Source organism: Enterobacter sp. Res13-Sevr-PEC09-46 (genome assembly GCF_015672585.1).
GTDB classification, from domain to species: domain Bacteria; phylum Pseudomonadota; class Gammaproteobacteria; order Enterobacterales; family Enterobacteriaceae; genus Enterobacter; species Enterobacter hormaechei_C.
In genome coordinates this window covers 401,980-415,016 of sequence record NZ_JADABR010000020.1, presented here as the reverse complement: position 1 = coordinate 415,016, position 13,037 = coordinate 401,980, and the positions used below count along the sequence as shown (strand labels likewise).

The window sequence follows — 13,037 nt, the reverse complement described above, 5'->3', positions numbered from 1 at the left end:
GACCCGTATTAGTGGCTGAGACTGTATACTCAACGCGTTATTCAATGCATAAAAGTTCAAAACTTGAACAGTTCAGGAGAATTTCAATGGCTGCCCTTAATTCGAAAGTCAGAAAGGCCGTTATCCCGGTGGCGGGATTGGGTACCAGGATGTTGCCAGCGACGAAGGCAATCCCAAAAGAGATGCTGCCTCTGGTTGATAAGCCATTAATCCAGTATGTCGTGAATGAATGTATTGCAGCAGGTATCACCGAAATTGTGCTGGTGACGCATTCATCTAAAAACTCTATCGAAAACCATTTCGATACCAGTTTCGAACTCGAAGCAATGCTGGAAAAACGCGTTAAGCGCCAGTTGCTGGAGGAAGTGCAGTCTATTTGCCCTCCACACGTTACCATTATGCAGGTTCGTCAGGGCCTGGCGAAAGGCCTGGGGCACGCAGTATTGTGTGCACACCCGGTAGTGGGTGATGAGCCGGTCGCGGTTATTCTGCCTGACGTGATTCTTGATGAGTACGAGTCCGATCTTTCCCAGGAAAACCTGGCGGAAATGATTAAACGCTTCGATGAAACCGGCAGCAGCCAGATTATGGTTGAGCCAGTCGACGACGTGACCGCTTACGGCGTGGTTGACTGCAAAGGCGTTGACCTGCAACCTGGCGAAAGCGTACCGATGGTTGGCGTTGTTGAAAAACCTAAAGCGGACGTCGCGCCGTCTAACCTTGCTGTCGTTGGTCGTTACGTACTGAGCGCTGAAATTTGGGCTCTGCTGGCGAAAACGCCTCCGGGTGCGGGCGATGAAATCCAGCTGACGGATGCTATCGATATGCTGATCGAGAAAGAGACCGTGGAAGCCTACCATATGAAAGGTAAGAGCCATGACTGCGGGAATAAGCTCGGTTATATGCAGGCATTCGTCGAATATGGTATTCGCCATAACAGCCTGGGTGAAGAATTTAAAGCCTGGCTCAAAGGTAGCGTGGGTATTAAGTAATAAACTCACAGCCCAGTGAACAAGACCGGTGGAGCGATGCCCACCGGTTTTTTTATGCCTGTCGCTCCGTAATTGGCGGGGGATTGTCAGGGACGTTAAATAGGGAGCCTCACAATATGACAGAATGTAAGGAGATGTTCGGGCGAATATTACAGGCATAAAAAATCCCGCATTAAGCGGGATTTTTCAGAATCTTTCCAGATTAATCCTTGATCAGGAAGTCATCCAGTTGTTTACCTTGTTCGTCCATTGCTTTCTTGATTACAGCAGGAGTACGGCCCTGGCCGGTCCAGGTTTTCTCTTCGCCGTTCTCATCGATGTAGCTATATTTAGCAGGACGTGCCGCGCGTTTTGCTTTGGTACCGGTTTTAGCCGCAGCCATGCTGTTCAGCAATTCGTTTGGATCGATACCATCGGCAATCAGCATTTCACGATACTGTTGCAGTTTACGTGTACGTTCTTCGATTTCAGCCGCAGCAGCGCTTTCTTCTTCACGACGTTCGTTAACTACAACTTCTAATTTTTCGAGCATTTCTTCAAGCGTCTCAAGGGTACATTCTCTTGCCTGCGCACGAAGAGTACGGATGTTGTTCAGAATTTTAAGTGCTTCGCTCATTGTAGTAATCTCAAACTTATAATGGGGGTGGGTTTGTTGTCCTAATAATAGAGCCTTAATTTCACTTGTGCAATAGGTGGGAATGTAAGGAATTCAAAAAATACAAAATAAACGACGCTATTATTAATTACGCTAACTTAAATTTCATTGTTTGTTGGGTCTGTGAGATATCGTTTCAAACGGCAAAAGCGGGTCATTTGCGTGTATGTTTTGTGACTTTTACCTCAGGAATTATAGTTGCGGTTGATAAATATCAGCCTTTTGTATTACCCCGAGTAAGCGCAGCGAAGACAAGAATAGTTAATAAATAGTGAATTTTAATGAACGAAGAAGACACTATAAAAAGAAGTGTTATCTCTGGTTGCGGACTCACCTTATTGTCAGTGTTTAATGCCTTTACTGCCTGTTTTAACGCATTATTTTGCGCTATTCGCGAAGGATTTACTGATGCATGGCAGGCTGGAGAGCGCAGCCCGCCGCTGATGACGGTACAAAATATGGTACAATGATCCATCGGGAATATTACACATTGATTAGGGTTCTTCGGCCAATGGCACAACTTTATTTCTACTATTCGGCAATGAATGCAGGGAAATCGACGGCGTTACTGCAATCCTCATACAATTATCAGGAGCGGGGGATGCGCACCGTTGTTTATACCGCCGAAATCGACGATCGCTTTGGGGCAGGGAAGGTGAGCTCAAGAATAGGGCTCTCGTCGCCTGCAAGGCTGTTTAACCCTGAAACGGACCTGCTGGAGGACATTCGTGCCGAGCATGCCTCTAAGCCTGTCCATTGCGTGCTGGTAGATGAAAGCCAGTTCCTGACCCGAGAGCAGGTCCATGCACTTTCAGAGGTCGTTGATGAGCTGGATATTCCCGTTCTTTGCTATGGATTACGTACCGATTTTCGTGGGGAGTTATTTGCCGGCAGTCAGTATCTGCTCGCCTGGTCGGATAAGCTGGTTGAGCTGAAAACAATCTGCTTTTGTGGCCGCAAGGCAAGTATGGTTCTTCGCCTGGACCAGTCGGGTAAACCCTATGCTGATGGCGAGCAGGTGGTGATAGGAGGCAATGAACGTTATGTCTCGGTCTGCCGCAAGCATTATAAAGAGGCGCTGGCTGTAGGCTCGCTGACGGCGTTACAGGGCGACAATCGAAAATAATAAGAATGTTTTACGGATCCTCAGATATAAAAAAACCCGCCAGCGGCGGGTTTTTTTATCATACTGTCAATCAAGCATTTTTCTTCGCTTTCTTGTCAGCCTTTACAACTGCGGGGATTTCAACTTTTACGGCAGCGACATCGCTTTCAGTGAAGTTACGACCGTAATAAGTATCCAGCAGGATCTGTTTCAGTTCGGAAATCAGTGGGTAGCGCGGGTTAGCACCAGTACACTGGTCATCGAATGCATCTTCAGACAGCTTATCTACGTGAGCGAGGAAGTCAGCTTCCTGAACGCCTGCTTCGCGGATAGATTTAGGAATACCCAGTTCAGCCTTCAGGCTCTCCAGCCATGCCAGCAGTTTCTCGATCTTCGCGGCAGTACGGTCGCCCGGTGCGCTCAGACCCAGGTGATCTGCGATTTCAGCATAACGACGGCGCGCCTGTGGGCGGTCGTACTGGCTGAATGCAGTCTGCTTGGTTGGGTTGTCGTTGGCGTTATAGCGGATAACGTTGCTGATCAACAGGGCGTTCGCCAGACCGTGAGGAATGTGGAACTGTGAACCTAGCTTGTGCGCCATGGAGTGACAGACACCCAGGAAGGCGTTAGCAAACGCAATGCCCGCGATGGTTGCCGCACTGTGTACACGTTCACGCGCAACAGGGTTTTTCGAACCTTCGTTGTAAGAAGCTGGCAGGTTTTCTTTCAGCAGTTTCAGCGCCTGCAAAGCCTGACCGTCAGAGAACTCAGAAGCCAGTACGGAAACGTAAGCTTCCAGAGCGTGAGTTACCGCATCCAGACCACCGAACGCACACAGTGATTTCGGCATTTCCATGACCAGGTTGGCGTCAACGATAGCCATATCTGGCGTCAGTGCGTAGTCAGCCAGCGGGTATTTCTGACCGGTTGCGTCATCAGTCACAACGGCAAATGGCGTCACTTCTGAACCAGTACCGGAAGTAGTGGTGACGGCGATCATTTTCGCTTTCACGCCCATTTTCGGGAACTTGTAGATACGTTTACGGATATCCATAAAGCGCAGCGCCAGTTCTTCGAAGTGAGTTTCCGGATGTTCGTACATCACCCACATAATTTTCGCGGCGTCCATTGGGGAACCGCCACCCAGTGCGATGATCACATCAGGTTTGAAGGAGTTCGCCAGTTCAGCGCCTTTACGTACAACGCTCAGGGTTGGGTCAGCTTCAACTTCAAAGAAGACTTCAGTTTCGACGCCAGCCGCTTTCAGAACAGAGGTGATCTGGTCTGCATAGCCATTGTTGAACAGGAAACGGTCGGTCACGATGAGCGCACGTTTGTGGCCATCAGTAATCACTTCATCCAGCGCGATTGGCAGAGAGCCGCGGCGGAAGTAGATAGATTTCGGAAGTTTGTGCCACAACATGTTTTCAGCTCGCTTAGCAACGGTTTTCTTGTTGATCAGGTGTTTTGGACCAACGTTTTCAGAGATGGAGTTACCACCCCAGGAACCACAACCCAGAGTCAGGGAAGGTGCGAGTTTGAAGTTGTACAGGTCACCGATACCACCCTGAGAAGCAGGGGTGTTGATCAGGATACGTGCCGTCTTCATCTTCTGACCGAAGTAAGCAACACGCTCAGGCTGGTTATCCTGGTCGGTGTACAGGCAAGAGGTGTGGCCGATACCGCCCATCGCCACCAGCTTCTCTGCTTTATCTACCGCGTCATCGAAATCTTTCGCACGGTACATTGCCAGCGTCGGGGAGAGTTTCTCGTGAGCAAACGGCTCACTTTCATCAACGACTTTCACTTCACCAATCAGAATCTTGGTGGTAGCAGGGACGCTAAAGCCAGCGAGCTCAGCGATTTTATACGCAGGCTGACCTACGATAGCCGCGTTCAGCGCACCATTTTTCAGAATCACGTCCTGAACGGCTTTCAGTTCTTTACCTTGCAACAGGTAGCCGCCGTGGCTGGCGAAACGTTCACGAACGGCGTCGTATACCGAATCAACCACGACAACAGACTGTTCAGATGCACAGATAACGCCGTTATCGAAGGTTTTAGACATCAGCACAGAGGCAACAGCACGCTTGATATCAGCCGTTTCGTCGATCACCACAGGGGTATTACCTGCGCCTACGCCGATGGCTGGTTTACCGGAGCTGTACGCTGCTTTAACCATACCAGGACCACCGGTCGCCAGAATCAGGTTAATGTCAGGGTGATGCATCAGGGCGTTGGACAGTTCAACAGAAGGTTGGTCGATCCAGCCGATGAGATCTTTTGGTGCACCCGCCGCAATGGCAGCCTGAAGCACGATATCTGCTGCTTTGTTGGTGGCGTCCTTCGCACGTGGATGCGGGGAGAAAATGATTGCGTTACGTGTCTTCAGACTGATGAGAGATTTGAAGATGGCGGTAGAGGTTGGGTTAGTGGTTGGAACGATACCGCAAATGATGCCGATCGGTTCTGCGATGGTGATGGTGCCGAAAGTATCGTCTTCTGACAGCACACCGCAGGTTTTCTCATCTTTATAGGCGTTGTAGATATACTCTGAAGCAAAGTGGTTTTTGATCACTTTATCTTCAACGATACCCATGCCGGATTCGGCAACGGCCATTTTAGCGAGAGGGATTCGAGCATCAGCAGCAGCCAGAGCGGCCGCGCGGAAGATTTTATCAACCTGTTCTTGGGTGAAATTGGCATATTCACGCTGGGCTTTTTTTACGCGCTCGACGAGGGCGTTCAGTTCAGCGATATTGGTAACAGCCATAATGCTCTCCTGATAATGTTTAAACTCTTTTAGTAAACCAGCGCTCGATACGTCTGACAGTATAGTCAGAGCCGATCCCACTTGCGTAACACACAGTAAAACAAAGGATTACTCACTGCTCCAGCTCACTAATTTACTAAAAGAGCCTTACCTTAGCATCATACCTTTTTGATAGGTGATCTCCCTGGCGGCGTAACCAAGATTACTCACTTCTGAGTACGAAAATTATGATCGAGATCAATTTTGTCCTAAGCTGATACCTTTCAGCAGGGTTATTTTGTGCTAATTATTCTACTGTTAAATAATTAAGTAACTATTGGAAGCAGCGATATCATTGATTACACAAATGTTTAACATCATGAATTGATAACGTTTAAGAACAGATTTCTGGTGAAGTATGCGGCTAAAAAGCGTATCTTCAGCGCGGATTTATCATGACACGCAGTTTCTCCCTGGCCATGCTCAATTGCGGAGCTTAATGTGATTCAAACGCTCTTTGATTTCCCTACATATTTCAAGTTTTTTATCGGCTTGTTTGCTCTGGTTAACCCGGTAGGGATCATCCCTGTCTTCATTAGTATGACCAGCTATCAGACGGCTGCGGCACGAAATAAAACCAACCTGACGGCAAACCTGTCGGTGGCGATCATCCTACTTACCTCTCTTTATCTCGGAGACGCCATTCTTCAGGTCTTCGGCATCTCAATTGATTCGTTCCGTATAGCAGGCGGGATCCTGGTGGTGACGATTGCCATGTCGATGATCAGCGGCAAGCTGGGGGAGGATAAACAGAACAAGCAGGAAAAATCAGAGACAGCTATCCGCGAGAGCATCGGGGTCGTGCCACTGGCACTGCCGCTGATGGCGGGCCCGGGGGCGATTAGTTCCACTATTGTCTGGGGTACGCGCTACCACAGCCTGATGCACCTGATTGGCTTTTCCGTCGCTATTGCGCTGTTCGCGCTGTGCTGCTGGGGTGTATTTCGTATGGCGCCATGGCTGGTTCGCTTGCTGGGACAAACGGGCATCAACGTGATTACCCGTATCATGGGTCTGTTGTTAATGGCGTTGGGCATCGAATTTATCGTTACCGGTATAAAAAGTATATTCCCCGGGTTAGTACACTGACTTTCATTTGAAAGAGCGGAGCCAGCGGCTCCGTTTTTTTTACGTGATTATCTGCAAATCATATAAATAAAGTTGAAATAGGCGCCAGTCATAATAAGTTCTACTAATAATCCTCTTCTGTTGTTTTTCAAGGGGTTGTTTATTTTCATTTCCCCTTGCCGCGCATAAATCCCTCAAACCCTCTGTTATTTTACTCACATGATACTCTGGGGCTTGCTGACAGATAACCGAAATGATATTAGTAATTTCGACGCTGACTCAGACGAATGTGCTAAATAATAATCAATTGTTAAATTATCGTGAAAAATCGTTCAGGTAAGCTATGTCGTCGCGTTTGCAGCAACAAAATTTATTATCTATATGAATTACATCTCTTTTTGTTGATTTCGGCGTAAGCCAGGGCTGGCGCCATAGTTATGCCAGCCATCGTAAAAGAGAAATGCTTAACAAATTTGCAAAATGTATTGGCGAGAGTTGGCACCATTTGGTACTTTCCGGCCTTATATTTTGCAGCATTAAACAAGTTGATGAGAACTATTTTCATATAGCCCTCACATAAGATATCCAACGCATCTCTCTGACAGGGGAGAGGTGTAAAGAATCGACGCAAGACCGCCGTACGAGCGGTCAGTAATAATGAAGTCGGTGATAGCAAGAAGTAAAAAAAGAACCTGACAGTAGCAAAAAAAACTCCTGCGCTGTACAGGCCCCAACAGGGGATTACACAACTGGCGAAGGCTGGTCATTATAATGAGTGGAGTATCAACACAATGTCCATCATCACAAAAAAAAGTCTGGTAGCGGCGGGGATTTTAACTGCGCTAATCGCGGGCAACGCTGCAATGGCTGCGGACGTTCCTGCTGGTGTTCAGCTGGCTGAGAAGCAAACGCTGGTACGTAATAACGGTGCGGAAGTGCAGTCTCTTGATCCGCACAAAATTGAAGGTGTTCCAGAGTCTAATGTTAACCGCGATCTGTTTGAAGGTCTGCTGGTGACTGACGTAGACGGCCACCCGGCTCCGGGCGTGGCGGAAAAATGGGACAACAAAGATTTTAAAGTCTGGACCTTCCATCTGCGTAAAGATGCCAAATGGTCCGACGGTACGCCGGTTACCGCCGAAGATTTCGTCTATAGCTGGCAGCGTCTGGCGGATCCGAATACCGCCTCCCCGTATGCGAGTTACCTCCAGTATGGCCATATTGCCAATATCGATGACATCATCACGGGTAAAAAGCCCGTTACCGACCTGGGCGTAAAAGCCATCGATGCCAACACCTTTGAAGTGACGTTGAGCGAACCTGTTCCGTACTTCTATAAGCTACTGGTTCACCCGTCCGTCTCCCCGGTACCAAAATCTGCGGTAGAAAAATTTGGTGAAAAATGGACGCAGCCTGCGAATATCGTGACCAACGGTGCATATAAGTTGAAGGACTGGGTCGTTAACGAACGTATGGTGCTGGAGCGTAACCCGCAGTATTGGGATAATGCGAAGACCGTTATCAATCAGGTCACCTACCTGCCAATCTCTTCTGAAGTGACGGACGTAAACCGCTACCGCAGCGGTGAAATCGACATGACCTATAACAACATGCCGATTGAACTGTTCCAGAAGCTGAAAAAAGAGATCCCGAAAGAAGTTCACGTCGATCCGTATCTGTGCACCTACTATTACGAAATTAACAACCAGAAAGCACCGTTCACCGACGTACGTGTTCGTACCGCACTGAAGCTGGCACTGGATCGCGACATTATCGTGAATAAAGTGAAGAATCAGGGCGACCTGCCGGCTTACAGCTACACCCCGCCTTACACCGACGGTATGAAGCTGGTTGAACCTGAATGGTTCAAATGGTCACAGGAAAAACGTAACGAAGAAGCGAAAAAACTGCTGGCTGAAGCTGGCTATACCGCCGACAAGCCGCTGACCTTTAGCCTGTTGTACAACACCTCCGATCTGCATAAAAAACTGGCTATCGCCGTCGCGTCAATCTGGAAGAAAAACCTCGGCGTGAACGTGAAGCTGGAAAACCAGGAATGGAAAACCTTCCTCGATACGCGCCACCAGGGAACCTTTGACGTGGCACGTGCAGGATGGTGTGCGGACTATAACGAACCGACCTCATTCCTGAACACCATGCTGAGCGACAGTTCGAACAACACCGCACACTATAAGAGCCCGGCGTTTGATAAGCTGATTGGCGAAACCCTGAAGGTGGCAGATGACGCCCAGCGCGCCGATCTGTACGCGAAATCAGAACAACAGCTCGATAAAGACTCTGCGATCGTTCCGGTTTACTACTACGTTAACGCCCGCCTGGTGAAACCATGGGTAGGGGGTTATACCGGTAAAGACCCGTTGGATAATATTTCCGTTAAGAATCTTTATATTATCAAGCATTAATGGCAATACGTGGGGCGAGCGAGCTTGCCCCACTGTGTCTATTTTGTAACATTCATCAGGCACACGCCAGAAGGTACGGGCAATGTTGAAATTTATCCTGCGTCGCTGTATTGAAGCGATTCCAACGTTATTTATTCTAATTACAATTTCCTTCTTCATGATGCGTCTTGCACCGGGCAGTCCTTTTACCGGTGAACGCACGCTTCCGCCAGAAGTTATGGCCAACATCGAAGCGAAATACCATTTAAACGATCCTATCACCACGCAGTACTTCAACTATCTGAAGCAGCTTGCACACGGTGATTTTGGTCCGTCCTTTAAATATAAAGACTATTCCGTTAACGACCTGGTGGCGTCCAGCTTCCCGGTATCGGCTAAATTAGGGGCTGCTGCATTTATCCTGGCCGTTGTTCTCGGTGTCACTGCGGGCGTTATCGCTGCGCTAAAACAAAATACCCGATGGGATTACGCCGTAATGGGGGTCGCAATGACCGGGGTGGTTATCCCCAGCTTCGTTGTCGCGCCGTTGCTGGTCATGATATTCGCCATAACCCTGAAATGGCTTCCCGGGGGCGGCTGGAACGGCGGGGCGCTGAAGTTCATGATATTGCCGATGGTGGCATTATCTCTGGCCTACATCGCCAGCATCGCCCGTATTACCCGCGGTTCAATGATTGAAGTCCTGCACTCGAACTTCATCCGTACCGCCCGTGCGAAAGGGCTGCCGATGCGCCGGATTATTTTCCGTCATGCCCTCAAGCCTGCACTGTTACCGGTACTCTCCTATATGGGTCCGGCTTTCGTCGGCATTATCACGGGTTCAATGGTGATTGAAACCATTTATGGTCTGCCGGGCATCGGGCAGCTGTTTGTTAACGGGGCGCTTAACCGTGACTATTCGCTGGTGCTGAGCCTGACGATCCTCGTGGGCGCGCTGACCATTCTGTTTAATGCCGTTGTCGATGTGCTGTATGCCGTTATCGACCCGAAAATCCGTTACTAACTGGAGCACGCCATGATGTTGAGTAAGAAAAACAGCGAGGCGCTGGAAAACTTCAGTGAAAAGCTGGAGGTCGAAGGTCGTAGCCTTTGGCAGGACGCCCGCCGTCGTTTTATGCATAACCGTGCCGCCGTTGCCAGCCTGGTCGTGCTGGTGCTTATCGCGCTGTTCGTAACCCTGGCACCAATGCTCTCTCAGTTCACCTATTTCGATACGGACTGGGGCATGATGTCCAGCGCGCCGGATATGGAATCCGGGCATTATTTCGGCACCGACTCCTCCGGGCGTGATTTGCTGGTGCGTGTGGCGATTGGCGGCCGTATCTCCCTGATGGTTGGCATCGCGGCGGCGCTGGTGGCGGTGATTGTCGGCACGCTTTACGGCTCGCTTTCCGGTTACCTCGGCGGGAAAGTGGACTCCGTAATGATGCGTCTGCTAGAAATCCTGAACTCCTTCCCGTTCATGTTCTTCGTCATTCTGCTGGTGACCTTCTTTGGTCAAAATATCCTGCTGATCTTCGTGGCGATCGGGATGGTGTCCTGGCTGGATATGGCGCGTATTGTGCGCGGCCAGACGCTGAGCCTCAAACGTAAGGAGTTTATCGAAGCCGCACAGGTTGGCGGCGTTTCTACCGCCAATATTGTGGTGCGTCATATCGTTCCTAACGTGCTGGGCGTGGTGGTGGTATACGCCTCTCTGCTGGTGCCAAGTATGATCCTGTTTGAATCTTTCCTGAGCTTCCTGGGATTAGGTACGCAGGAGCCGTTGAGTAGCTGGGGCGCTCTGTTAAGTGATGGCGCAAACTCCATGGAAGTGTCACCGTGGTTACTGCTGTATCCGGCGGGCTTCCTGGTCGTCACCCTGTTCTGTTTCAACTTTATCGGCGATGGCCTGCGTGATGCCCTCGACCCGAAAGACCGTTAAGGAGCGCCGTCATGACCATTATTGAAACGGCAACCGCGCCACAGGCGCAACAGCGGACCAGCGCACTGCTGGACGTTAAAGACCTCCGCGTGACGTTTAAAACCCCTGACGGTGATGTTACTGCCGTTAACGATCTCAACTTCGACCTGCGTGCCGGTGAAACGCTGGGCATTGTGGGCGAATCCGGTTCCGGTAAATCCCAGACCGCATTCGCGCTGATGGGCCTGCTGGCGTCAAACGGCGTGATCGGCGGTTCGGCGACGTTTAACGGGAAAGAGATCCTGAATTTGCCGGAACATGAGCTGAACAAGCTGCGCGCCGAGCAGATTTCAATGATTTTCCAAGATCCGATGACGTCCCTGAACCCCTATATGCGGGTGGGCGAACAGCTGATGGAAGTGCTGATGCTCCACAAGGGGCTGGGTAAAGCCGAAGCGTTTGAAGAGTCCGTCAAAATGCTGGATGCGGTGAAAATGCCTGAAGCACGCAAGCGCATGCGCATGTATCCGCACGAGTTTTCCGGCGGTATGCGTCAGCGCGTTATGATCGCGATGGCATTGCTTTGCCGGCCAAAACTGCTGATCGCTGATGAACCGACCACCGCCCTGGACGTGACCGTCCAGGCGCAGATCATGACGTTGCTGAACGAGCTGAAGCGCGAGTTCAACACCGCCATCATTATGATCACCCACGATTTAGGCGTCGTTGCCGGGATCTGCGACAAAGTGTTAGTCATGTATGCAGGCCGCACGATGGAATACGGTAATGCCCGCGATGTGTTCTATCAGCCAGCCCATCCGTACTCTATCGGGCTGTTGAATGCCGTTCCGCGTCTTGATGCGGAAGGGGAGTCGCTGCTGACTATCCCTGGTAACCCGCCAAACCTGCTGCGTCTGCCAAAAGGCTGCCCGTTCCAGCCGCGTTGTCCGCATGCGATGGAAATCTGTAACAGCGCACCGCCGCTGGAAGCGTTTGCCCCAGGCCGTCTGCGCGCCTGCTTTAAGCCGCTGGAGGAGCTGGTATGAACGCGATCGACGAAAAAAGAAATGTGCTGCTCGAAATCGCTGACCTGAAGGTCCATTTCGATATCAAAGACGGTAAACAGTGGTTCTGGCAGCCTGCCAAAACCCTGAAAGCGGTGGATGGCGTCACGCTACGCCTGTACGAAGGCGAGACCCTGGGCGTGGTAGGCGAATCCGGCTGCGGCAAATCGACGTTTGCGCGTGCGATCATCGGCCTGGTGAAGGCCACCGACGGGAAAGTGGCCTGGCTTGGCAAAGATCTGCTGGGGATGAAGCCGGATGAATGGCGCGACGTGCGCAGCGACATCCAGATGATTTTCCAGGATCCACTTGCGTCCCTGAACCCGCGTATGACCATTGGCGAAATCATTGCCGAGCCGCTGCGCACCTATCATCCGAAGATGCCGCGCCAGGAAATTCGCGATCGGGTGAAAGCGATGATGCTCAAGGTGGGTCTGCTGCCTAACCTCATCAACCGCTACCCACACGAGTTTTCCGGCGGTCAGTGCCAGCGTATCGGTATCGCACGCGCGTTGATCCTTGAACCAAAACTGATTATCTGTGATGAGCCGGTTTCGGCGCTGGACGTTTCCATCCAGGCCCAGGTGGTTAACCTGCTACAGAAACTGCAACGGGAAATGGGGCTGTCGCTGATCTTCATCGCCCACGATCTGGCGGTGGTAAAACACATTTCGGACCGTGTGCTGGTCATGTATCTGGGCCACGCCGTAGAGCTGGGCACGTATGATGAGGTGTACCACAATCCTCTGCACCCTTATACCAAAGCGCTGATGTCTGCGGTTCCCGTTCCGGACCCCGATCTGGAAAAAAATAAAACCATTCAGCTTCTGGAAGGTGAACTGCCTTCGCCAATCAACCCGCCTTCAGGCTGCGTATTCCGTACTCGATGCCCAATAGCCGGGCCGGAATGTGCAAAAACACGGCCGGTTCTGGAGGGCAGTTTCCGACATGCGGTTTCCTGCCTGAAAGTAGACCCGTTATAATCGCAAGGGCTGACATGATGTCAGCCCTTATT

11 protein-coding genes are annotated in these 13,037 nt (G+C 50.6%); 9 read left to right on the top strand and 2 right to left on the bottom strand.

The window, feature by feature from the left end; translation table 11 throughout:
* Nucleotides 1–86 precede the first annotated feature (86 nt).
* Nucleotides 87–992 carry a UTP--glucose-1-phosphate uridylyltransferase GalU gene (galU, locus tag IMQ56_RS15620; protein ID WP_003856723.1) on the top strand — a complete coding sequence of 302 codons (906 nt, stop codon included), beginning with the start codon at nucleotides 87–89 and terminating at the stop codon, nucleotides 990–992.
* Nucleotides 993–1,194: 202 nt separating this feature from the next.
* Here galU and hns read toward each other — a convergent pair whose 3' ends face one another.
* Complete coding sequence (gene hns, locus IMQ56_RS15615; protein WP_003856724.1) at nucleotides 1,195–1,608, bottom strand: histone-like nucleoid-structuring protein H-NS; 414 nt, start codon at nucleotides 1,606–1,608, stop codon at nucleotides 1,195–1,197.
* A 320-nt stretch (nucleotides 1,609–1,928) separates the two neighbouring features.
* Between hns and IMQ56_RS15610 the strand changes: the two genes are divergently transcribed.
* Together IMQ56_RS15610 and tdk are read left to right on the top strand one after the other, a co-directional pair.
* A complete protein-coding gene (locus tag IMQ56_RS15610) occupies nucleotides 1,929–2,117 on the top strand; it encodes a hypothetical protein (RefSeq protein WP_123912598.1) in 189 nt (62 codons plus the stop codon).
* Nucleotides 2,118–2,158: 41 nt separating this feature from the next.
* Nucleotides 2,159–2,773 (top strand): thymidine kinase, encoded by a 615-nt coding sequence (gene tdk / locus IMQ56_RS15605; RefSeq protein WP_003856726.1) that lies wholly within the window; start codon nucleotides 2,159–2,161, stop codon nucleotides 2,771–2,773.
* A gap of 70 nt (nucleotides 2,774–2,843) precedes the next feature.
* Here tdk and adhE read toward each other — a convergent pair whose 3' ends face one another.
* Complete coding sequence (gene adhE, locus IMQ56_RS15600) at nucleotides 2,844–5,525, bottom strand: bifunctional acetaldehyde-CoA/alcohol dehydrogenase (protein ID WP_032103375.1); 2,682 nt, start codon at nucleotides 5,523–5,525, stop codon at nucleotides 2,844–2,846.
* 480 nt (nucleotides 5,526–6,005) lie between these two features.
* Here adhE and IMQ56_RS15595 point away from each other — a divergent pair, with 480 nt between their 5' ends.
* The 6 genes from IMQ56_RS15595 to oppF all read left to right on the top strand — a co-directional run bounded on the left by IMQ56_RS15595 (nucleotide 6,006) and on the right by oppF (nucleotide 13,005).
* Nucleotides 6,006–6,653, top strand: coding sequence for a YchE family NAAT transporter (locus tag IMQ56_RS15595; protein WP_017384236.1), 648 nt, complete (start codon nucleotides 6,006–6,008; stop codon nucleotides 6,651–6,653).
* Between the two features lie 770 nt (nucleotides 6,654–7,423).
* Complete coding sequence (gene oppA, locus IMQ56_RS15590; protein WP_003856736.1) at nucleotides 7,424–9,055, top strand: oligopeptide ABC transporter substrate-binding protein OppA; 1,632 nt, start codon at nucleotides 7,424–7,426, stop codon at nucleotides 9,053–9,055.
* 82 nt (nucleotides 9,056–9,137) lie between these two features.
* Entirely contained in the window at nucleotides 9,138–10,058 is a 921-nt protein-coding gene (oppB, locus tag IMQ56_RS15585; RefSeq protein WP_063624309.1) for an oligopeptide ABC transporter permease OppB, read from the top strand.
* 12 nt (nucleotides 10,059–10,070) lie between these two features.
* The gene (gene oppC / locus IMQ56_RS15580; protein ID WP_003856740.1) at nucleotides 10,071–10,979 is read left to right on the top strand and encodes an oligopeptide ABC transporter permease OppC; all 909 of its coding nucleotides are present in this window, start codon (nucleotides 10,071–10,073) and stop codon (nucleotides 10,977–10,979) included.
* An 11-nt stretch (nucleotides 10,980–10,990) separates the two neighbouring features.
* A complete protein-coding gene (locus IMQ56_RS15575; protein ID WP_017384234.1) occupies nucleotides 10,991–12,004 on the top strand; it encodes an ABC transporter ATP-binding protein in 1,014 nt (337 codons plus the stop codon).
* Nucleotides 12,001–13,005, top strand: coding sequence for a murein tripeptide/oligopeptide ABC transporter ATP-binding protein OppF (gene oppF, locus IMQ56_RS15570; RefSeq protein ID WP_017384233.1), 1,005 nt, complete (start codon nucleotides 12,001–12,003; stop codon nucleotides 13,003–13,005). The genes IMQ56_RS15575 and oppF overlap by 4 nt, the downstream gene beginning before the upstream one ends.
* The last annotated feature ends 32 nt before the right edge of the window (nucleotides 13,006–13,037 follow it).